Origin of the sequence: Tamlana sedimenti (assembly GCF_038148895.1) — a bacterium.
Taxonomy (GTDB): Bacteria; Bacteroidota; Bacteroidia; order Flavobacteriales; family Flavobacteriaceae; genus Tamlana.
The window spans coordinates 1,242,463-1,265,661 of the sequence record NZ_JBBVGQ010000001.1 but is presented as its reverse complement, the minus strand read 5'-3'; the positions used below and the strand labels follow the sequence as shown (position 1 = coordinate 1,265,661).

The 23,199-nt window shown below is 36.2% G+C and carries 19 protein-coding genes; 15 read left to right on the top strand and 4 right to left on the bottom strand.

Translation table 11 applies throughout. The annotated features are described in order from the left end of the window. Position 1 precedes the first annotated feature (1 nt). On the top strand, positions 2–1,789 hold the full coding sequence (locus WJN01_RS05550; RefSeq protein WP_445196142.1) for a chloride channel protein: 1,788 nt from the start codon (positions 2–4) through the stop codon (positions 1,787–1,789). 15 nt (positions 1,790–1,804) lie between these two features. Continuing rightward, positions 1,805–2,041: a hypothetical protein gene (locus WJN01_RS05545; protein WP_445196141.1), complete on the top strand. Its 237-nt coding sequence runs from the start codon at positions 1,805–1,807 to the stop codon at positions 2,039–2,041. An 85-nt stretch (positions 2,042–2,126) separates the two neighbouring features. On the opposite strand, the gene WJN01_RS05540 is transcribed toward WJN01_RS05545, so the two are convergent. Continuing rightward, positions 2,127–2,576, bottom strand: coding sequence for a nucleoside deaminase (locus WJN01_RS05540; RefSeq protein ID WP_445196140.1), 450 nt, complete (start codon positions 2,574–2,576; stop codon positions 2,127–2,129). Positions 2,577–2,615: 39 nt separating this feature from the next. On the opposite strand from WJN01_RS05540, the gene dxs reads away from it, so the two are divergent. The 7 genes from dxs (at position 2,616) to arsB (ending at position 8,629) form a co-directional block, all read left to right on the top strand. Further along, positions 2,616–4,373 carry a 1-deoxy-D-xylulose-5-phosphate synthase gene (gene dxs, locus WJN01_RS05535; protein WP_445196139.1) on the top strand — a complete coding sequence of 586 codons (1,758 nt, stop codon included), beginning with the start codon at positions 2,616–2,618 and terminating at the stop codon, positions 4,371–4,373. A 145-nt stretch (positions 4,374–4,518) separates the two neighbouring features. Continuing rightward, the gene (locus tag WJN01_RS05530) at positions 4,519–5,049 is read left to right on the top strand and encodes an acyl-CoA thioesterase (RefSeq protein WP_445196138.1); all 531 of its coding nucleotides are present in this window, start codon (positions 4,519–4,521) and stop codon (positions 5,047–5,049) included. 207 nt (positions 5,050–5,256) lie between these two features. Then, positions 5,257–5,598: an ArsR/SmtB family transcription factor gene (locus tag WJN01_RS05525; RefSeq protein ID WP_445196137.1), complete on the top strand. Its 342-nt coding sequence runs from the start codon at positions 5,257–5,259 to the stop codon at positions 5,596–5,598. Positions 5,599–5,646: 48 nt separating this feature from the next. Further along, positions 5,647–5,952 (top strand): thioredoxin family protein, encoded by a 306-nt coding sequence (locus WJN01_RS05520; RefSeq protein ID WP_445196136.1) that lies wholly within the window; start codon positions 5,647–5,649, stop codon positions 5,950–5,952. A gap of 23 nt (positions 5,953–5,975) precedes the next feature. Beyond that, on the top strand, positions 5,976–6,953 hold the full coding sequence (locus WJN01_RS05515) for a permease (protein WP_445196135.1): 978 nt from the start codon (positions 5,976–5,978) through the stop codon (positions 6,951–6,953). A gap of 23 nt (positions 6,954–6,976) precedes the next feature. After that, complete coding sequence (locus WJN01_RS05510; protein WP_445196134.1) at positions 6,977–7,594, top strand: low molecular weight phosphatase family protein; 618 nt, start codon at positions 6,977–6,979, stop codon at positions 7,592–7,594. Between the two features lie 3 nt (positions 7,595–7,597). Continuing rightward, entirely contained in the window at positions 7,598–8,629 is a 1,032-nt protein-coding gene (gene arsB, locus WJN01_RS05505; protein ID WP_445196133.1) for an ACR3 family arsenite efflux transporter, read from the top strand. A gap of 59 nt (positions 8,630–8,688) precedes the next feature. On the opposite strand, the gene WJN01_RS05500 is transcribed toward arsB, so the two are convergent. Beyond that, positions 8,689–10,029 (bottom strand): deoxyguanosinetriphosphate triphosphohydrolase, encoded by a 1,341-nt coding sequence (locus WJN01_RS05500; RefSeq protein WP_445196132.1) that lies wholly within the window; start codon positions 10,027–10,029, stop codon positions 8,689–8,691. Positions 10,030–10,211: 182 nt separating this feature from the next. On the opposite strand from WJN01_RS05500, the gene WJN01_RS05495 reads away from it, so the two are divergent. The 3 genes from WJN01_RS05495 to WJN01_RS05485 all read left to right on the top strand — a co-directional run bounded on the left by WJN01_RS05495 (position 10,212) and on the right by WJN01_RS05485 (position 15,885). After that, on the top strand, positions 10,212–10,595 hold the full coding sequence (locus tag WJN01_RS05495; protein WP_445196131.1) for a carboxypeptidase-like regulatory domain-containing protein: 384 nt from the start codon (positions 10,212–10,214) through the stop codon (positions 10,593–10,595). Between the two features lie 272 nt (positions 10,596–10,867). Next, a complete protein-coding gene (locus tag WJN01_RS05490) occupies positions 10,868–13,609 on the top strand; it encodes a TonB-dependent receptor (protein WP_445196130.1) in 2,742 nt (913 codons plus the stop codon). A 236-nt stretch (positions 13,610–13,845) separates the two neighbouring features. Continuing rightward, the gene (locus WJN01_RS05485; RefSeq protein WP_445196129.1) at positions 13,846–15,885 is read left to right on the top strand and encodes a beta-helix domain-containing protein; all 2,040 of its coding nucleotides are present in this window, start codon (positions 13,846–13,848) and stop codon (positions 15,883–15,885) included. Positions 15,886–15,963: 78 nt separating this feature from the next. Here WJN01_RS05485 and WJN01_RS05480 read toward each other — a convergent pair whose 3' ends face one another. Continuing rightward, positions 15,964–16,314, bottom strand: a complete 351-nt coding sequence (locus WJN01_RS05480; RefSeq protein WP_445196128.1) for a toxin-antitoxin system YwqK family antitoxin — start codon at positions 16,312–16,314, stop codon at positions 15,964–15,966. A 386-nt stretch (positions 16,315–16,700) separates the two neighbouring features. Between WJN01_RS05480 and WJN01_RS05475 the strand changes: the two genes are divergently transcribed. The 3 genes from WJN01_RS05475 (at position 16,701) to WJN01_RS05465 (ending at position 21,327) form a co-directional block, all read left to right on the top strand. Continuing rightward, positions 16,701–17,900, top strand: a complete 1,200-nt coding sequence (locus WJN01_RS05475) for a porin (protein ID WP_445196127.1) — start codon at positions 16,701–16,703, stop codon at positions 17,898–17,900. A gap of 76 nt (positions 17,901–17,976) precedes the next feature. Further along, the gene (locus WJN01_RS05470; RefSeq protein WP_445196126.1) at positions 17,977–20,304 is read left to right on the top strand and encodes an inorganic phosphate transporter; all 2,328 of its coding nucleotides are present in this window, start codon (positions 17,977–17,979) and stop codon (positions 20,302–20,304) included. 162 nt (positions 20,305–20,466) lie between these two features. Continuing rightward, positions 20,467–21,327, top strand: coding sequence for an OmpA/MotB family protein (locus WJN01_RS05465; RefSeq protein WP_445196125.1), 861 nt, complete (start codon positions 20,467–20,469; stop codon positions 21,325–21,327). 59 nt (positions 21,328–21,386) lie between these two features. Here WJN01_RS05465 and WJN01_RS05460 read toward each other — a convergent pair whose 3' ends face one another. Further along, on the bottom strand, positions 21,387–23,153 hold the full coding sequence (locus WJN01_RS05460) for a Na/Pi cotransporter family protein (RefSeq protein WP_445196124.1): 1,767 nt from the start codon (positions 23,151–23,153) through the stop codon (positions 21,387–21,389). Positions 23,154–23,199 lie beyond the last annotated feature (46 nt).

Here is a 23,199-nt window from a genome sequence, read left to right as displayed (position 1 = left end):
CATGCCTTTCAACTCCAAGAATCTGTTGCGCAAATTTTTAATCTGGAAATACAAACATCTTTCAGAGCGCCAATTCATTTATATCTTGAGTGTCCTGGTTGGTGTTTTGGCAGGCATGGGTACGGTGGTCCTAAAAAACTTAACACATTTCATTCGCTCATTACTTGAGTTAAATCTGTTTAAAAACTACCAAAACACTTTGTATTTTGTTTTTCCAATTATTGGGTTGCTGTTGGTATATATCATAAAACAAACCTGGTTAAAAAAACATATTGGCCACGGAATTTCCACAACTCTTTACGGCCTATCAAAACTTAACGGAATTCTACCACGATATAATATTTATGCCGCACTAATAACGGCACCTCTCACCGCTGGTTTTGGTGGTTCTGTGGGATTACAAGGCCCCGCCGTAAGTGTTGGTTCTGCATTGGGCTCTAACACGGCCCAACTATTTCATATGAACACCAAAGTGCGTTTGCTTTTAATTGGCTGTGCTTCTGCTGGTGCCATGGCATCTATGTTCAAGGCACCTATTGCCGCCATAGTATTCGCGGTAGAAATTTTTAGTTTGGATATTGCCTTTACCTCATTGGTCCCTTTATTATTGGCATCGGTATCTGCGGTAATCACATCATATTTATTTCTTGGCACCGATGTTTTGCTTCACGTTAATTTGGATGATAATTTTAAATTTAACGAAATACCATTGTACATACTTTTGGGTATCATTACCGCGATAGCTTCTGTATATTTTTCAAAAGTATTTTTTGCCATCACCAATTTTTTCAAACAATTTGAAAGTCGTGCAAAGCGCTTGTTAATTGGTGGTTTAGCGATTGGTACGATGCTATATTTTATCCCTCCGCTTTATGGTGAGGGTTACAACCTTATGAACAACCTTTTAAAAGGCGACCATCTTGCCGCCATTGGCAAAACACCCTTTAATCTAGACTTAACAAACATCTGGATTGTTATTGGTTTGTTGCTTGGCATAGCAGTTTTTAAGGCTATTGCCATGACCACTACTTTTGGTGCAGGGGGTGTTGGTGGTATTTTTATCCCGACATTAATTATGGGTAGTGTTTTGGGCAATGCCTTTGCCAAAATTGTGAACAACATCGGTTTGAACTTTTCAGTTCCAGAAGCCAATTTTACGCTTTTGGGCATGACAGGCCTAATGGCTGGGGTACTTCACGCCCCTCTAACCGCCATATTCTTGATTGCCGAAATTACTAGTGGGCATCAGCTTTTTGTTCCCCTAATGATCGTTGCCGCCATATCCTTCGCCATGACTAAATATTATGTATCCCATTCTATTTATACCATGAAACTAGCCGAGCGAGGTGAACTTATGACGCACGATAAAGACCAAAATGCCCTAATGGTTTTGAACATAGATAAGGTTATAGAAACCAATTTCATCATTCTAAAACCAGACATGAAGTTGGGCTATATTTTAAACGAAGCCGTTGCAAAATCTTCAAGAAACCATTTTCCCGTGGTGAATGATGACAATGAGTTTTTAGGTGTTATTAGGCTTGATGACATCAGGCATATGATGTTTAAATCCGATTTATACGATAAAGTAAGTGTGGCCGATTTGATGCATGCCGATGCGGGAATTATTGATTATACTGAAGATTCCATGAACGATATTATGGAAAAATTTAAAACAACTGGTGCATGGAATTTACCTGTAATAAAACATGGTAAATATTATGGCTATATTTCAAAATCCAAATTACTTACGGCGTATAGGCGACAACTCATTAAATTCACGAAATAGCCATTTTAGAAACAGATGAAATACCTTATTTCCATATTAACTATTGCGGCAATAACAAGTATAATTTTAGGTTTTAGTTTAGACGTTGATTATTCTGAAAAACTGATTGGTTTTGGTGTAGCTGGTTTATTTTTTGTTGTGTTCCCTTTATTTTCCTATCACCGTTGGAAAGGCAAAAGCGCCAAAGATTATATGCTTACTAAAGAAAACATGGATAAAATGCGTAAAAATCAACGCGAAAAAAAGTATTAATCCTAGTGTCACCTTGAGCGCAGTCCAAAGGTTATTTTGAGGAAAGAATTTATAAGACCCTGAAACGAGTTCAGGATGACAAATGTCAATTCAAATTCCGTTTTTCAATAAAAAACCGCTTTAAAAGTGTAGAAGTTTCTTCTTCCAAAACACCACCTTTAATTTTTGTTTTCGGGTGCAGTTTTGTGCCCAGATTAATGCATCCCCGTTCTGAATCCCTAGCACCATAAACAATATTAGAAATCTGGCTCCAATACAATGCACCAGCGCACATTTGGCATGGCTCTAAGGTGACAAAAAGGGTGCAGTTTTGAAGATATTTTCCACCCAAAAAATTGGCTGCGGCTGTGATGGCTTGCATTTCTGCATGCGCCGTAACATCGTTAAGGGTCTCTGTTAAATTATGGCCACGAGCAATAATTCTATTATCAATCACTACAACAGCACCGACGGGAATTTCGCCTTTTTCAAAAGCAAGTTCAGCTTCCTGAAGTGCTTTTTTCATAAAATAAGTGTCATCAAAAGGTTCTATCATAATAGCAAAAATACGAATTCATTCCCGTACTTTTGCTCTGTGCAAAATTCAATTTTAAACAAGATAAATTCACCCAAAGAGCTTCGTCTTTTAAGCCCAAAAGACTTACCGCAACTTGCCCAGGAATTGCGTGAATTCATCATTAACATTGTGGCTACAAAAGAAGGGCATTTGGGCGCCAGTTTAGGTGTTGTAGAACTGACTATTGCCCTGCATTATGTGTTTAACACGCCAAACGACCAACTTATTTGGGACGTTGGCCACCAAGCATACGGCCATAAAATTCTAACCGGAAGAAAAGACCAGTTCCACACCAATCGGCAGTTGGGGGGCATTAGCGGTTTTCCAAAACGTAGCGAAAGTGAATTTGATGCTTTTGGGGTTGGGCATGCCTCTACTTCTATTTCAGCCGCTTTGGGCATGGCCATTGCATCCAAATTAAAGGGCGATTTTGAAAAACAACACATTGCGGTAATTGGCGATGCCAGTATTGCTGGAGGTATGGCTTTTGAAGGCTTAAACCATGCTGGGGTTACCGATGCCAATCTTTTGGTTGTTTTAAACGACAATGCCATTGGCATAGACCCAAGTGTTGGGGCACTAAAACAATATTTAACCAACGTTAAAAAAGGCACACAAAGGCGAAACAACATTATTGAAGCGTTGAACTTTGATTATTCAGGACCTATTGACGGCCATGATTTAGATGCCATAATTACCCAATTAAAAAGGTTAAAAAACATAAAAGGCCCCAAGTTTTTACATGTTATCACCACTAAAGGCAAAGGTTTAAAGCAAGCCGAAACCGATCAAGTAAAATATCATGCCCCGGGAAAGTTTGACGCTAAAACAGGTGAAATATTTGCTAAATCTGCCTTGAGGCAGCCTCCAAAATATCAAGATGTTTTCGGGCATACCATTGTTGAACTTGCCAAAAAGAACAAAAACATTGTGGGTATTACCCCCGCCATGCCAACAGGTAGTTCGTTAAAATATATGATGGCCGAAATATCCGAATGTGCTTTTGATGTGGGCATTGCCGAACAGCATGCCGTAACATTGGCAGCAGGAATGGCTACCCAAGGTCTTATTCCTTTTTGCAACATTTACTCCACATTTTTGCAACGTGCCTACGATCAAATCATCCATGACGTTGCACTTCAAAAACTACCCGTTATTTTTTGCTTGGACAGAGCAGGATTGGTAGGCCAAGATGGAGCCACTCACCACGGTGTGTTCGATTTAAGTTATTTAAGATGCATTCCCAATCTCATTATTTTTGCACCCAGAAACGAGGTTGAACTGCGCAACATCATGTACACCGCCCAATTGGGCTTGGGGCAACCTATTGCCATTCGTTATCCTCGTGGAAGGGGTGTTACTTTAGATTGGGAACAACCTTTTTCTAAAATTGAAATCGGAAAAGGCACTCAGCTAAAAAAAGGCAAAAATTTGGCTGTTTTAAGTATTGGAAGTATTGCCAAAAACGTAACCGAAGCCATTGAAAACATAGATGTTTCGCATTATGATATGCGTTTTGCCAAACCTTTGGACGACACTTTGCTCCATCAAATATTTAAAAAATATAGCACTGTTGTTACTGTTGAAGACAATGCCATAAAAGGCGGCTTTGGCACAGCTGTTTTAGAATTTGCTTCACAAAACAATTACCAAAACATCATCAAAACTCTAGGGATTCCTGATGAATTCATTGAGCATGGCGGTGTTGAGGAACTTCAAAAACAAGTTGGATTGGATGTTAAAAACTTGACCAAATATTTTAAAGAGAATGTCTAATTTCAATTTGACTTTATCAAAAATAAACGATAATTTCGTCTATCCAAGTCGACCCTATTTCCGCACATAAACGTAACTTAGCTCTAAGTCGCACATAATTTTATTCCCAGATATTTAAGTAACCTGCAAAACTAAATCCAACAAAATGATTTATTATTGGTTACACATGATTTACATCTACATTGGATCAAGACTATTTTGGAAGAAAATCAAACTATCCTCTGATTTAACACGGACTAGAAGAGTAAATGTACTAGATTGCGAATCCTTTCGATTTATGGCCAATTCAAAATATTTTTACTACATGGATCTAATAAGATACGAAGTGGTTTTTCGGTCAGATTTATATAGCAATACGATAAAAAAGGGCATGTTTGGGGTTTTGGCATCCCAAAAAATCATTTATAAAAAACCTCTAAAAATGTTTAAACCCTTCGACATTACTTTAAGGTTAGAAGGTTCAGATGACAAATGGGTATACCATCGGCAAATTTTTGAGCAAAATGGTCAAATATGCGCGATAGGCTTCACAAAAGCTGGATTTTGGAAAAACAAAAAGGCTCAAAACATGGAAGAAATACTGAATAATAGTGACCCCGAATATAAAACTAGAACGCCTTCAATTGAAGTTCTAAGCATGTTTGAAAATGATTATGAAACTCTAAAAAGTCAGTAATCGTAAGTTAGGCAATCATGCTACATCATGTAATTACAATTGACTTTGTCAGAAAAAAAAATAACTTCGTTTAATGTCTGATATAAGTCATTAAAACGACAAATATCTCCAATACAGAATACATCTATTGAAAGATATCCATAAGAACTATTCTTTCTTCCAAAATATTGCAGATTAAAAAACTAATCGTAAATTTGCGATGAACTTATGGATAGAAAATTAGAACATATAGATTATAGTGAACAATCTTTGCTTTTGGCAAGTATTGCAAAGGCTTTATCACATCCCATTCGAATTGAAATATTGAATTATCTAGAGAATCAATCTTGTTGTTTCACGGGCGATTTGGTTGAAATTTTCCCTCTAGCACAATCCACAATTTCTCAACATTTAAAAGAACTGAAAAATGCAGATTTAATAAAAGGTGAGCTCAAACCACCTAAAATAAAATATTGTATCAATCAAGAGAAATGGAATTTGGCAAGGGAAATTTTCTCTGAATTCTTCAAAGAAAACAATAATAACCAAAGTTTGAATTGCAACATTTAAAAAATTTATAAATCCTATCGCTTATTTGCGATAAGCTAATAAAATATTATGACCCAAACAATTAAAATTCTCGGAACAGGTTGTCCAAAATGCCAATTACTGACCAAAGCAACACAAGAAGTTGTTACTGAAAACAACCTAAACGCCAACATTGAAAAAGTAGAAGACATTATGAAAATAATGGAATACAACGTCATGGCAACACCCGCTTTGGTTGTAAATGAAAAAGTGGTTTCTAAAGGACGAATCCCTTCCAAACAAGAAATCTTGGAATTTATTACTGATGAATCCAAAGAAGATACTTCAAGCAATAAATCTTTTAGTTGTTGTTGCAGCTCAGACGATTGTTGTTAAACTTATTAGAATTTGTTTTTAATATGTTTAACTGGGTTCAAAATCTAGCAGATTGGTTGGTGTATTCTGTCTTTGGATTGCAACACGGTGCACATCTGTCTGATGCTCTAAATTTCTTTATTTACGACAGCATCAAAATTCTAATTTTATTGTTTGTCGTTATCTTTTTTATGGGCATTGTAAACAGTTACTTTCCCATAGACAAGGTTAGGAATTTCTTGTCGAAAAATAAATTCTATGGCCTGGAATACTTAATGGCAAGCTTGTTTGGCGTGGCAACACCATTCTGCTCCTGCTCTTCTGTCCCACTTTTCATTGGCTTTGTTCGGGGTGGAATTCCGTTGGGCGTAACCTTCGCTTTCTTAATAACATCGCCTTTGGTCAATGAAGTTGCGATTGGCCTTTTTGTTGGCTTATTTGGTATAAAAACGACCATTATTTATATAGTGAGTGGCGTTATTTTAGGAATGGTATCGGGCATTATTTTACAACAATTGAAATTGGAACAATTTCTCACTCCCTGGGTTAAAGAAGTTCTGGCAAACGCTCAAAGGGAACAAGATGCTTTTATTGCCGAAAAACAAACCTTAAAACAACGTTTACCCATTATTTGGACAGAAGTCATTAAAATTTTAAAAGGTGTTGTTCCTTATGTATTGTTGGGCATTGCCATTGGCGGATTGATGCATGGCTTTATTCCAGAAGGATTTTTTGAAAAATATATGAGCAAGGACAGCCCCTTTGCCGTACCAATAGCTACAATTTTGGCGGCACCCATGTATATGAACGCTTCGGGTGTATTGCCTGTGGTTCAGGTATTGGTCTCCAAAGGAATTCCAATTGGAACGGCTATTGCATTTATGATGGGCGTGGTTGGTTTATCACTACCCGAAGCTATGTTACTCAAAAAAGTAATGACCTTAAAACTCATTGGGATTTTCTTCGGCTTGGTTACGCTTTGTATCATCATATCTGGTTATTTATTCAACCTTATTTTATAATAATAGAAAACTACCTATCCTTTATGAAAACATTTACAAACCTAGAGAACCTTATTTCTTCCATTGACACAAACTCAATTTCGGAAGACAGAAAACAGACTTTACGACCTTTACTCGATTTCATTCAAGAAAAGAAAAGCAACAACCAAGAAATTCGATTGAATTTTATTTGTACGCACAATTCCAGAAGAAGCCATTTGGCACAGATTTGGGCACAAACAATGGCTTTTCATTTTGGAATTGAAAAAGTATTCTGTTATTCGGGTGGAACGGAAGCTACGGCTTTGTTCTCTATGGTTGCTAAAACTTTGAAAAACACAGGTTTTGACGTGCAAACACTTTCCGAAGGAAATAATCCGGTTTATAGTATCAAATACTCTGAAAACGAACATCCGGTTATTGGATTTTCCAAAAAATTAGATGATGATTTTAATCCAAAATCAGAATTCTGTGCCATAATGACTTGTGATTCTGCAAACGAAGCATGCCCATTTGTACCAGGTGCAACAAAACGGGTTCCTATTACTTTTGAAGACCCCAAAGCATTTGACAACACACCCCAACAAGCCCAAAAATACCAAGAAAGAAGTTTGCAAATTGCCACCGAAATGCTTTTTGTATTCTCTAAAATCCAATCATAAATTATGGCGACAAAAAAATTAAGCTTTTTAGATAAAAACCTAACCTTGTGGATTTTCATCGCAATGGCACTAGGTGTTGGAATTGGATACTTCATTCCAAAATTTCCTGATTTTATCAATTCATTTAACAAAGGAACAACTAATATTCCCATAGCCATCGGATTGATTTTAATGATGTATCCGCCATTGGCAAAAGTAAAATATTCCTTGCTGCCTAAAGTTTTTAGAAACACGAAAATACTTTCTATTTCATTGATTTTAAATTGGATTATCGGTCCTGTTTTAATGTTTGTTTTGGCAATAACCTTCTTGCGTGACTATCCCGAATATATGGTCGGACTGATTTTAATCGGCTTGGCCCGTTGCATTGCTATGGTTTTAGTTTGGAACGACCTTGCCGAAGGCAGTAGCGAATACGGTGCTGGTTTGGTCGCCTTAAATAGCATTTTTCAAGTATTTGCGTATAGTTTTTATGCTTGGCTGTTTATTACAAAATTGCCCCCGCTTTTCGGTTTTGAAGGTGCGATTGTCGATATTTCAATCGGAACGATTGCCGAAAGTGTCGCTATTTATCTTGGTATTCCGTTTTTAATGGGAATTTTTAGCCGACTAATATTAGTGAAACTAAAAGGCGAAGATTGGTACACCACCAAATTTATTCCGACCATTTCACCAACGACATTGATTGCTTTGTTGTTTACCATTATTGTCATGTTTTCTCTTAAAGGCGAACTCATTGTGGAAATCCCTATTGACGTTTTAATTATTGCGACACCGCTTTTCGTTTACTTCGCTTTAATGTTCATTATCGGATTTTTTGTTACCAAAGCAATGGGCGCGGAATATGACAAAACCGCATCGGTTGCATTTACGGCAGCGGGAAACAATTTTGAATTGGCTATAGCGGTTGCCATTGCCGTTTTCGGACTAAATTCAGGACAAGCATTTGCGGGAGTAATCGGGCCTTTGGTAGAAGTTCCAGCTCTGATTTTGCTGGTTAGAGTTTCATTTTGGCTGAAAAAGAAATATTTCTGAAAAGCCAAGGCTAAACTAAAGCTTTATACAACGGAAAAAATAAATAAAGACCAACAATGTTAAAAAGTAACCCCTTCAATCTTCTTAAAATTCTGAATGGCCTTACTGTCCGATAACAGTGATACATAATGGCAAACAGCCAATAGGCGCTGGTACAAATCGTCACTTTTAAAATTGATGGTTTTTGGCAAACGGTTAAGTATCAATTTATCGTAATTTGATGTGGTGCCATTATACGAATTGTTTACCGCAGCTGAATAAACCCCCAACAATTTGTTGATGATTTGATAGCCCGCAATTTCTTTATCAACCACCTCTTCAGATTGGTAAATATTTTCAATGCTAATTTTAATGATGTCTTTTATTTGTGCATCGTATTTACTTTTATCAAGCAACGCGCAATCAAATACATCATTTAAAATAGCCTCTTCGTTTTTCATGAAAATATCAACCGCATCATTAATTAAAGCACCTATAGCCAAGGCTCGTAAATAACCCACGCGATCCTCTTTGTTGGTTAATGCATAGTAGTTTTCAGGAATGATGTTATCGCGAATAACTTTAGATAGATATTCCAACGCAAATTCTTCCTGAATAAGCCCAAGGTTGATGCCGTCTTCAAAATCTATAATGGTGTAACAAATATCATCGGCCGCTTCCACCAAATAAGCCAATGGATGGCGCGAAAAACTTAAATGCTCCTTACTTCGTTTTATTAAACCCAATTCATTGGCTATATCTGCAAAAGCTTCCTTTTCACTTTGGAAAAAACCATATTTTTTATCGGCAATATGTTTTGTTGGCTTTTTAGGCAACGATTCCTTTGGATATTTGGTAAATGCCCCAAGGGTAGCGTAGCTTAATCTCAACCCACCTTGGCGACCATCTCGATTTTGGGTCAATATTTTAAACCCATTGGCATTACCTTCAAAATCACATAAATCTTGATACTGTTTTGGCGTTAATTCATTTTTATAGGTTTTGCCCGACCCATTTTTAAAAAACTCACCTATGGCCTTTTCACCAGAATGCCCAAAAGGCGGGTTACCAATATCGTGCGCCAAAGCGGCAGTGGCTACTATAGCGCCAAAATCGTTAACCTGATACCCATGAACATTTTGTAAATGAGGATGCTTTTCCAAAAGCTTTTGGCCAACTTTCCTGCCCAACGAACGTCCAACAACACTAACCTCCAAACTATGGGTCAATCGGGTATGCACAAAATCGGTTTGTGATAATGGAATAACCTGCGTTTTATCTTGTAGGCTTCTAAACTCGGACGAAAAAATAATACGGTCGTAATCTACTTCAAAGCCCAAACGAGTTTCGTCCTGTTCTTTTCTAATGCGTTTGTTGGTGTCGCCAAAGCGTTTTAAGGATAATAATTGTTCCCAGTTCATGGTTTATTTTTAATGCCAAGCAAGATAAAAAACATCTTCATAAAGCATCCAGTAAATTATATTTTTTTAACGGGTGGTTTGTTAACATTAAGGTAACATTTTAATGACGGTTGTTTAATAATTCAATAACATTCAGTTATTCTAATAAGGCTTTATTTGCAGTGGTATTTATAGCCATTTTTATGAAACATTTATTTTACATCGCTGCAATACTTTTTACAACCATCTCATTTGGCCAAAGTACTGGCTTGATCGTTGGTAAAATCATGGACAATGAAGTAAAAGATGCGCCTTTGGTTTTAGCTGATGTTTCAATAAAAAATTCTGAAATTAAAGCTAGCACAGACAAAACTGGTTTATTTATTCTTGAAAACCTGGAAGCTGGTGATTATACCCTAGTGTGCAGTTTTGTAGGTTACGAAACCAAGGAAGTTGATGTTCATGTTGATGCTTTTGAGCCAGCTGAACTTAAACTATCTCTAGCAGCAAGCACCATTTCTTTAGATGATTTTGCTTTACTGATGGCAACAGCCAATACAGAAGACAAAGCTACTTCCGAGCAATAAGATTTACTTTTTTTGCCCTTTTTTCTTTACTTTTTTTAGAATCTCTGCTGGATTTATTTCAACATTTATTGCAGATTTAAACCGTTATTTTGCTTTGAGCACTTTTCTGGTTTAGCCTCTATTTAAATCCATTGAATTAATGTTAACTCAATGTAAATTTTTAGCAAAACGGGTAACGTTTACATAACCCTAGTGTTACTATTGTTTAACGTATTCATAACATCCTATTCATTTAGTGTAACGTTCTTTGCACCAATAAAATTTGACACTAAATGAGAAAATTATTTTTATTGTTTACGCTTGTTTCAGCAACAATTTTACACGGCCAAACTACTGGCTCTGTGGTTGGTAAGCTAACAGACAAAGAATACAATAATGAACCATTGGCCTTTGCCAATGTTTTAATAAAAGGAACAACAAAAGGAACAACTTCCGATTTTGATGGTCTTTATGCGCTTGAAAATTTAGAAGCAGGTGATTACACCTTAATATTTAGTTTCGTGGGATACGAAACACAAGAAATCCCTGTAATAGTAGTTGCGGGAAAAGTAACAGAGGTAAATGTGCCTATGGGTGCCAGTGCCGCTTCGTTGGACGAAGTTGTTATTACAACAACTACCAAACGTGAAAGTGAAACTGCTTTATTGCTTGAGCAAAAGAAAGCGGTTGTTATTAAAGAAAGTATTGGCGCAGAACGTCTATCTAAAATTGGCGTTTCGGATGCTGCCAATGCAACTGCTAAAATTTCGGGTGTAACCCGAAGTGAAGGTTCAGGAGACATTTATATTAGAGGTTTGGGTGATAGATACCTATCTACAACCATGAATGGGTTGCCAATTCCTTCAGATGACGTTAGCAACAAAAACATAAACCTAAATCTATTTTCAACCAATGTAATTGAAAATGTGGGCATCAGCAAAACTTACGCAACGAGTAGCTATGCCGATCAAGGCTCAGGAAATGTGGACATAACTTCAAAATCATACTCTAAAAAAGAATTGTCCATTAGCCTGTCTTCGGGTTATAACACCAATGTTTTAGGCTTAAATAACTTTAAAAGCAGTCTTGTTTCTGAAGATGTAACATTCGGATTCCACAAAAAGCAATATGCCCTTGTAGATTTAATTACCAGACAAGGTTGGGACCCTGTTGAACAAAAAAACATTGGCAACTACGGTTTGACCCTTTATGGTGGAACTAAATTTGATGTTTTTGGCAAACAAGTAAATGTATTTGTTGCCGGTTCACACTCTAAATCTTACGAATACAGAGAAGGAATCTTTAGGAGTTACCGATCTAACATTTTAGACAATGAGTTTACAGATGTAGAAAACTTCATCAGCAGAACAAACTCTACGGGCTACGTAAATCTAGATTTAAAATTAGATGCCGACCATAACATTAAAATTAGTAGCTTATCCGTTAACACAAGCAACGATAATGTTTATGAGCAAGGTAGAAATGGCGAAGGTTATGTATTTGACCAAGACCCACAAGAAGATGGTGCTTTTGTAAGGGATCAAAACTTTAAGCAAACCATTTTATTGGTTAACCAAATTGAGGGCACCCATAATTTTGGAGAAAAGAACGAATTAAACTGGGCCGCTGGTTACAACTATGTGTTGGCGCAAGAACCAAACCGTATTCGTAACGAAGCCAATATTTTGGACGCGAATACCGTACAATACGCGCACGTTGGTGATTTTCAACAACGTAAATCAAACCAAAAAATTGAAGACATAGAATACAACGCTTACATAGAGGATGCTATTGATTTAGGCACGTTTGATGACGATGCCAATACCTATCCATTCAAATTACACGTTGGCGCTAATTTCCGTCAAAAAGACCGTGTATTCAGCTCACTATTTATTGGTGTAAGAGCCCGTGACTTTCAAGTACCTTCTGTTGATGAATTCTCGTTAACTTTTACCCCAAATAACTTCGATAACGGATTGGTATTACGTGAAAGAGACCCAGACCGCTATGATGCCGATTTAAATATTATGGCTGGTTATGCCAACCTAGATTTTGGTTTAAACAAAAAACTATCAGGTAATGCTGGTATACGTTTTGAAAGAGATGAAATAAATGTACTTTGGGATGTTGCCAACTTTGTTGGCCGTGTTGGAACGGTAAATAAAGAGTACACAGAAATTTACCCAAGTGTAAACTTAAAGTATGAATTAAACGAAAAACAATTTTTACGTTTGGCTTCAAGTTTAACACAAACCCTTCCTGAGTTTAAGGAGGTTGCACCTTTTGAATATGTTTCACCAACAGGTCGTGTTACAAGAGGTAATCCAAACCTTGAGAAATCTGATGTAACCAATATCGATTTAAAATACGAGTTCTTCCCAAGCAATGGCGAATTGGTTTCTGCCACTGGTTTTTACAAAAACATTAAAAATCCTATTAACTTAGCACAAACCAGAGGATCTGCAGGAATTTTTGAATATGCCAATACTGGTAACGAAGCCAATGTATACGGTTTAGAGGTTGAAGGCCGTTTCGATTTAATTTCAAATGAAGAAGATGAAAGCCTTTTAAACTTCAACACTAATATTACAAAAATGTGGTTTAGCCAAGATTTATTGGAGAACTACCAATTTAAAAACCTAACAGAAACTGATTTACAAGGTGCTTCAGATTTGATTATCAACAGTTCATTAAGCTACAACAGCCAAACGGATAAAGAGTTTAACGCTACGTTAACCGGAAACTATTCATCTGATAAAATATTTGCTTTGGGATCTCCAGAGGATTTTGCCAATAGCGCCATACTGTATAACGATGCCATTATAGAAAAAGGTTTTGTAACCTTAGATTTGGTGTTGAGCAAAGAACTTACTGATGACCTTCAATTAAAATTTGTGGGTAGAAATATATTAAACCCAGAAATCAGACAAACCCAATTGATACGAAATATCAATACTGGTGTTGAAACTGATGAAACTGTGCTTTCATACAAAAAAGGAAGTTTATTAAGTCTCAGCTTAAAATACACCTTTTAAAAAGCAAATGATAACCCCTAATAAAAAGCCCAAAGCTATTTGCTTTGGGCTTTTTATTTAAGAGGTAAAAACAAAGAAACCTTCGCTTAACGTTAGCATAACAAATACATGGGTTTTGAGCAATAAAGGTAACCCACGTTTAATATTGAATTAAAGCTAATAAAACACTTTGCCCCTTTCTTTGCACTACAAAATATGTTTAATATAACTAACGATTAAAATTAATAAAAATTAACATGAAAAATTTCTTTCAAAACTTATTTAGAGTAGTTGCAGTATGCGCTGCCATAACCTTAACAAACTGTGATTCAGAGGATCCAGCCCCAATAGGATCTTCTTCTTCTGATGTGATAAAGAATCTTGATGCAGGCACTTTAAATGGTACGTTAAAAGAATCATATACTTTAGATGCTTCTGTAATTTACAACTTAACAGGCCAATTTATTATTGATGCAGGTGCAACTTTGAACATTCCTGCCGGAACAAAAATTCTTGCTGACAATGGCGGAACAGATGTTTACATTGCTGTATTAAAAGGCGGTGAAATAAACATTAATGGTAACGCTGGTAATCCTGTTGTAATGTCTTCTGCTGATGGTAATCCTGGTGATTGGGGTGGATTAACCCTTTGTGGTGAAGCTACAACAACTGCCGGTATTGATGCTGTTGCCGAAGTTGGTGGTTTCGTTTATGGTGGAACTAATGATTTGGATAGCTCTGGTATTATCAGATATTTACAAATTGTTGGTACTGGTGCGCAAATCAACTCAGAGTCTCAATACAACGGTGTATCATTTTACGCTGTAGGTTCTGGTACTTTGGTTGACAATTTAGCGGTAATCAATGGTGATGATGACGGTGTTGAGTTTTTCGGTGGAACTGTTTCTGTTTCAAACTTATATTTAGAAAACAACAGTGATGATGCTATCGATTGGACTGAAGGATGGAGCGGAGCTGTTGACAACGCTTTCATTTCCCACACCGTTGCAGGTTTCTCTACTGCCTTTGAAGGCGATAAAGACAATGCAAACCCTAAATTCAACAACATTACCGCTGTTTCAACTGTTGGTGGTATAGCTTTACAGTTCAAAAAACAATCTGGTGGAACCATCACAAACTTATCTTTAATTGGTTACGATGTAGATTTAGATATGAAAGATGGTGGGGCAACTTCAAACGTTATTTTTAACGACGGTTACACCCCTATAGCCCTTGCTACAGAGGAAGAAATGGCTGCTTCTGGCGATTACTTCTATGCTTTAAACACAACTGTTGTTCCTAGCGTAAGCCTTTCAAGCTTTGCTTGGGTAGAGTCAAATCTTTCTTTTGAAAGCAGTGTTTTACAAGGTGCGGTTACTGGCACCGTAACTTTAGATGCCTCTGTAAACTATACATTAAACTCTTCGTATATCGTTCAATCTGGTGCTAAATTAATCATCCCTGCAGGAACTAAAATTACAGCTCGTAATGGTGGTACAGGTGTTTATATTGCTGTATTGCAAGGTGGACAAATAGATATTCAAGGAACACCTGCTAATCCAGTTGTTATGTCTTCTGCTAATGCTGAGCCAGGTGATTGGGGAGGATTGACCATTTGCGGTAATGCTACAACTACGGCTGGTGTTAATGCAACTGCTGAGATTGGAGGTTTCATTTACGGCGGAACTAATGATACCGATAATTCTGGTTCTATAAAAAACTTAGTAATTAAAGGTACTGGAGCTCAAATTAACTCAGAATCTCAATACAATGGTGTTTCGCTTTACGCTGTAGGTTCAGCTACAGTTTTAGAGAACATTGCCGTAATTAATGGTGATGATGACGGTATTGAATTCTTTGGAGGCACCGCTTCTGTTACTAACATTTATTTAGAAAACAATAGTGATGATGCTATCGACTGGACTGAAGGATGGAGCGGAAGTGTTACAAATGCTTATATTTACCATACTGTTGATGGTTTTTCTACTGCTTTTGAAGGAGACAAAGACAACGCTAATCCTACTTTTACAAATATAACATCCATTTCTACTGTTGGTGGAATTGCTTTACAGTTTAAAAAGCAATCTGGTGGAACTATTACAGGATTACATTTATCTGGTTATGATGTAGATTTAGATATGAAAGATGGCGGTGCTTTATCAAACGTTCAAATTGAAGGTGCTGATCCTGATGCTACCGTAATTACTGGAGAGCCTACATTCTATACTTTAAATTCTGGTAAAGATGCTACTGCACTAGATATTTCAGCATGGACTTGGAAAAATGCTAGCTTATAATAAGTAGTCGTTTCGGTTAAAAATAAAAAAAGCATCACGCTCAGAGCGTGATGCTTTTTTATTGGCCATTTTTTAAGTTTAAATACCTTCTTTTACCTCGGTTTCTTTTAAACTTGCAATAACGTTTTCATTGTAATCTACTTCTTTTACGGTTTCATTTGTATAATAAAACCATTTGCCGACTTTTTTACCATTATCATAATTACCAGAAACCGTTTTTTCGCCTTCTGTGTTAAAACTTAACCATTCACCTTGGAGCTTACCATCTGTAGTGTAAAAACCTGTTTGGCTTACAACTCCATTGTCATGAAAGTAAGTGACTTCAATTAAATTGGTGTCTTTGTTAAATTTTAATTCTCTCTTTTGGTCTTTTTGAGCAAAAGAAACCACAGTAATTAGAAAGGCAAATAATAATACTAACTTCTTCATAATTATGGGGTTTTTATACATTATTTATCAAAATTACACATTAGGTAACACTAAAACAACACTTACGTAACATTAAATTAACATTAAATACACAAGATATTGTTTATCAATCATTTATATGTAAATATTTATTATTGGAAAATTAATATTAAGTTAATATTGAGGTTACACTAACATTACCTTAAACCTCGATATTTGCAACGTTTCGAAACATTTTAATTAGTACGTCATGTAATCTATTAGTTTTTGTCGACTACATTATCATGATTCCTAATGGGACTGCCTTTGGCCAAGGCAGTCTTTTTTTTGTCCTTAAATTAATCTTTTGTTTACATTAAGTTAACATTGGAGTTGGTTCTTTGCAGCGACAAAAACTAATAATTACAATGAAACTTAAAATTACCTTTGCGTTGTTAATCAGCGCATTCCTCTCTGTACAAGCACAAGAAATCAGCGACACATCCTTTGGTAAAGGAATGATAAACTTTGTTGCAAAAGATAGCTCTTTTAGCGTAGCGTTCGCACCACGTTTTCAGGTACGATCAATCTCTTCTTGGGATTACAATGGAAACAACTATGGAAGCCCGGAACACAATTTTATAGTGAGACGTGCGCGTTTAAAATTTGATGGTTTTGCTTATAGCCCTAAACTTAAGTATAAAATAGAATTGGGGCTTTCAAATAGAGATATTTCTGGTGCAAATCAGTTTAACAGAAATACTCCTCGATATATCCTAGATGCGGTAATTATGTGGAATTTTGCCAAAAACTTTGAGCTTTGGGCAGGGCAAACTAAATTACCTGGAAACGTTGAGCGCGTAATTTCTTCTGCTAACCTTCAATTAATCGACCGTTCGTTATTAAACAGTCGCTTTAATATCGATCGTGATTTAGGCATTCAATTACGCCATAAATCAAATCTTGGCGGTAACTTTTTAATGCGTGAAAAATTAGCCATATCGCAGGGCGAAGGCCGAAATGTAAGCGAAGGAAACGAAGGAGGCCTACAATATACTGCCCGTTTGGAACTTTTACCTTTTGGAACCTTTCAATCTAAAGGAGATTATACTGGCTCTGATTTAAAACGTGAAGCAAAACCAAAGTTAATGCTGGGAGTTACCTACGATTTAAACCAAGATGCGGTTAAAGAACGTAGTGTATTGGGAGATTACATGTTCAAAAGCGACGGATCACTTTACGAAACAGACATTACTACAATTTTTGTAGATGCCATGTTTAAATACAACGGATTCTCATTTATGGGCGAGTATGCAAAACGAACTGCCGACAACCCGATAGCAATCGATACTGACGGCTCACCAACTGGCGATATTGTTCTAACAGGAAATGCGCTGAACCTGCAAGCGGGCTATTTATTTAAATCCGATTATGAGTTAGTAGGGCGTTTTACAACCCTAGAATATGAAACTGTTACCAGCGCATTGCCAACAAAACAATACACATTTGGTGTAAACAAATTTATTGTTGGGCATAAATTAAAAGTGCAAAGTGATATAAACTACACAACTGTTGATGGAAACAAAGACAACATTACCTTCGAACTAGGTTTTGAAGTTCATTTTTAGTCCATAAAATAACAATTACATAACATAATAATCATATATTGTCATGATATTTGCAGACCTTTTACAATTACGACCAATGGATAACATTTATTTGTACATGATCATTGCCCTAGCCATTTTAGCTATTGCTGATTTAGTGGTGGGTGTAAGTAACGACGCTGTGAACTTTTTAAACTCAGCAATAGGCTCTAAAGCTATTCCATTTAAAACTATAATGATAGTTGCTAGTTTAGGTATTGCCATTGGAGCGGTATTTTCTAGTGGAATGATGGAAGTTGCTAGAAAAGGTATTTTCAATCCTGGAGAATTTATGTTCAATGAAATCATGATTATTTTCATGGCAGTAATGATTACAGATATTCTCTTGTTGGACTTTTTCAACTCTGTTGGAATGCCAACTTCCACAACAGTTTCTATTGTTTTTGAATTACTTGGCGCTTCTGTTGCCATGGCGTTAATTAAGATTGGACATGATGGTGGCGATTTTAGTGATTTGCTTAATTACATAAACACCTCCAAAGCCTCTCAAATTATTTTTGGAATTCTCCTCTCGGTCATTGTCGCTTTTACCATTGGTGCCATTGTCCAGTGGGTTTCTAGATTATTGCTATCATATAAGTTTGAACAGAAAGCAAACTGGGTTGGTGCATTATTTGGTGGTATTGCCATAACCTCTATTACCTACTTCATATTCATGAAAGGTATTGGGGGAACAAATTATGCCAAACAAAGTTTTGATATCACTGGAGGTGAAACAATTCAAGCATTTTTAGAGCATAAAGTTTATTTAATTGTTGGCATTAGTTTCGCGTTTTGGTCGATTTTATCTTACGCTTTAATAAGTTTTACTAAAACCAATATTTATAAACTGACCATCATAGTTGGTACTTTTGCACTTGCCTTGGCATTTGCCGGCAACGATTTGGTAAACTTTATTGGTCCATCAACCGGAGCGTACCAAGCTTATCAAGATTTCATAAATCCAGCGATTAATGTTGATGGATTATCTGCTGCTGAGTTTTCAATGAAAAGTTTAAGTGGTAAAGCACCAACACCAACAATATTGCTTTTAGTTGCAGGGTTGGTTATGGTTTTAACTTTATGGTTCTCCACCAAGGCTAAAAGTGTTGTAAAAACATCATTGGATTTATCAAGCCAAAGCGAAACCAAAGAGCGTTTTCAACCAAACTTTTTATCTCGTGGCTTTGTAAGATCGGCTATGTTGATGTCTCAAATGTCTTCATACATCTTACCAGAATCATGGCAGAAAAAAATAGACAAACAATTTGAGGCTCCTGTAATTACTGTTTCAAAAGACAAAAAAATAGAACTTCCAGCTTTCGATTTAGTTCGTGCAGCGGTAAACTTAATGGTCGCAGCAGTTTTAATTTCTATTGCAACATCATATAAATTACCATTATCTACTACCTATGTAACATTTATGGTAGCAATGGGTTCGTCATTAGCTGATAGAGCTTGGGGAGCAGAAAGTGCTGTTTATCGTGTTGCCGGAGTATTAAACGTCATTGGTGGATGGTTTTTTACAGCATTCAGTGCGTTTGTTGCTGCGGCATTAGTAGCATATCTCTTAAACTTGAATCTTCCTGTAGTGTTCCCTATATTATTGGTGGTAGCATTTGCTTTATTAATAAGAAGTTCTATAGCACATAATAAAAAAGCCAAAGAAGCAAAAGCTGAAGACAGTCTTGAAAAAGCTGAAAGCAGCTCTATTCAAGGTGTTATTATCGAAAGTGCTAAAAACATAGCCAACGTTGTAAAACGTGGAAACAAAATTTACACAAATGCTATAAACGGTCTGGCAAAACAAGATTTAATCTTACTAAAAAAGAATAAAAGACAAATTGTAAAACTATCTAGTGAGGTTGATGAACTAAGAGACAATATCTTTTATTTTATTAAAAATCTTGACGATTCTAGTGTCGGGGCAAGTAATTTTTATATTCATATTCTTGGGTATTTACAAGACATGACCCAATCTTTGGAATACATAACAAAAGTTAGCCATAAACACGTTAACAACAATCATAAGAAATTAAAGTTCAATCAAATTAAAGAGCTAAAGGAAGTTGACGAACGTTTTGAAATACTGTTCAACAATACTAAAAATGCCTTTGAAACTCAATCATTTGAAGAAATTGGTTTGATTTTGGGCAGAAAAGAAGAAATCATTTCTTTAGTAACCAATAAAATTCAGAAACAAGTAGAACGTACTCGCAATGAAGAATCTAGTCCTAAAAACACGACTTTATACTTTAGTATACTGTTAGAGACTAAAGATTTGCTCAACGCAACAATGAACCTTCTTGAAGAATACTATACAGCTCACGACTCATCAGTGAAACCTGCTAAAATTTCATCAGCATCAGTTGTTGAAGAAGAATAGACAAAATTTTTAACCAAATGTTTTAAAAGCATCACGCCATGGCATGATGCTTTTTTTGTCTATGAGTTAGATTGTTCATTATAAATTTCAATAAAAAACATTTTTTAACGTCTAGATTGCATTTCGGTACGTAAATACCTTAAACTAATATTTATAACGATTATGAAGAAAATTTCCATCCTACTTTTAGTAACCATTTTTACCGTTTCATGTGTTTCAAAGAAAAAATACTTGGCCCTTCAGCAAGAAAATGGTGAGATAAAAAGTGAATTGCAAAAAACAAGAGTTGAAAAAGAAGACCTAGAAGCTAAATTTGCAAAAATTGAAGCTAGAGTTGAGGCGTACAACAACAAAATCATGTCTCTTAAAGAAGAAAACGATTCTAAATTAGAGGTAGTTGAAGGTGTTGCTGTAATGTCTAACGACACCAAAGCAAAAATGCGCGAAACCTTAAAGCATGTTGATGCTGAAAAACTTAGCCAAGCCAAAACTTTAAAGGATTCCATGAATTTGGCTGTTGCTTACAACCTTGAAAAAACAATCAGCGAAAGTAACATGAATGAGGATGAAGATTTTGCCGTTAATATTAACGAAACAGTGGTTATGATTTCTATTGCAGACAATATGTTATTCAACACGGCCAGCTACAGATTAAGCTCTAAAGCCGATACTGTTTTGAAAAAACTTGCTGACGTTATAAACTCTGAGCCTAGCTTAGATGTTATGGTTGAAGGCCACACAGATGCTAGAACCATAAGCACCGAAAAAATTGCAGACAACTGGGATTTAAGTGTGCTTAGAGCAACATCTGTTATACGTAAACTTCAAGAAGAATATAACGTAGCACCAGAAAAATTAATCGCTTCTGGTAGAAGTTGCTATTTGCCAGTTGCAGATAACGATACTGCCGAAAATAGAGGAAAAAACAGAAGAACAAGAATCATTATTCTTCCAAACATCGATAAGTTTTTTGCTTTAATGGCCGATAACGACCAAGCAATCTCTGAAAATATATTAGACTAAATATATTATTTGATTAATCCATTGAATCAAAAAGCATCACGCTATGGCGTGATGCTTTTTTAGTTTATATCGGTATCCTCAAATAACGAATCTGTTTTACCATAAAGCAATTCGGCTACGTCAATCAATTTTTTAACCATGTCGTTTACATTGGTGTAATCATTAAATAACGACGAAGCTATTTCTGCTGTAATTAAGTTTTTCCTGATTAATTTATCAATGGATTTATTGCTCTGCCTTGCATGGCTCTTCGCTTCCGCTTTAAGCTCCTTTAACTGATTGGCATATTTTTTTTCGTCACCCGTTTTCCTGAACCGGTATATGGTTCGCAATACTTTAGTGAGCTTTTTTCGATAACTATCATATTCACTTTGCAAATGCTTGTTGTCCATATCCAAAACACGGGTAATATTCTTATTCAACTCCCGGGCATCTTTAATGATTTCAACCATTTTTCTGTTGGCTATTTTTATTTCCGTTACTGCCTTATTCTGTTTGCTGTTAAGACTTAACGTGCTCTGTGCGGTTGAGGCATATTTAATGATTTCGCCATATATGGTCTTAATCTTTTTATAGTACAGATCCTCTACATCTGTTTTAAAATCGGTTTTTGATTTCTTTACAATAGCTTTAATGTTTTTAGAAGATTTAATGTCATCTCTATGGATATTCAACGCATGCGCCACAATTTCAAAAACACTGTTCTTAAATAAATATTTTGATTCTTGAACCAATGCTGAAATAGCCGAACCTGAAAACTCCAATACTGCCGGATTGAGAAACTTTGGTTCGTCAATATCCTTGTTTGGATTTTCTTTAAAGAACCTCATCAAAAATCGCTCTAAAACCTTAAGGAATGGCAACATTAACAATACACCCAAAACATTGAATAAGGTATGGAATAAAGCCAGTTTTAGCGTATAATTTGTTGAAGCTATTTGGAGTAAACCCGATAAGTTATTTACCAATCGTGCCAACGGAAATATTAACGCTATGGCCACTAAACCCGTACCAACGTTAAAAATAAAGTGTGCCAATGCCAATCTTTTCCCCGCACTGTTCGAGCTTACTGCTCCCAAAACTGCTGTAATGGTTGTTCCAATATTTGCCCCTATGGCCAAAGCCAAGGCATTTTCATATTCTATTTGCCCAACCGATAAGGCCGTTAATATCAATGCCAAAGTAGCACTACTTGATTGTAGAATAGTAGTAATTACAATACCTAGCCCAGTATAAACAAGAACACCCAAATAGCCTGAAATGGCGTATTCCGATAAATCAATGTGCTCTTTAAACACATCAAAACCTTCCTTCATGTAATGAATACCCAAAAAGAAAAACCCAAGCCCAGCCAAAACATTCCCTACACCTTTTAATGACCCCTTTTTTTGAAAGGAAAAAACAATGCCAAAAACAAGCATGGGCATGGCGAGCGCCGAAATGTTTATTTTAAGGCCAAAACCAGCTACCAGCCAAGCCGTGGCCGTTGTACCAATGTTGGCGCCAAATACTAAGCCCAGGCCTTCACCCAACGAAATTAATCCCGCACTTATAAATGAAATGGTAATGACCGATACCAACGAACTGGATTGTATTAAAGCCGTTACCACTGCCCCAGCAGTAATCCCTTTGTAAAGCTTACTTGTTGCTCTTTTTAAAATATTTTGAAGTGGCCCTTTGGTAAATACCTTAAAGCCTTCCTCCAGCATAATCATACCAAAAAGCAAAATAGCAACCCCTGCCGAAATGGTCTTAAAGTTCGGGTTGAAGTACAGACCGAAACCCAAAACAATTAGGAGCGTTATAAAAATTGATTTTTTAAGCATTCGTATTATTTAACCAAGACAATAAATTTAAATCTTCTTATCGACA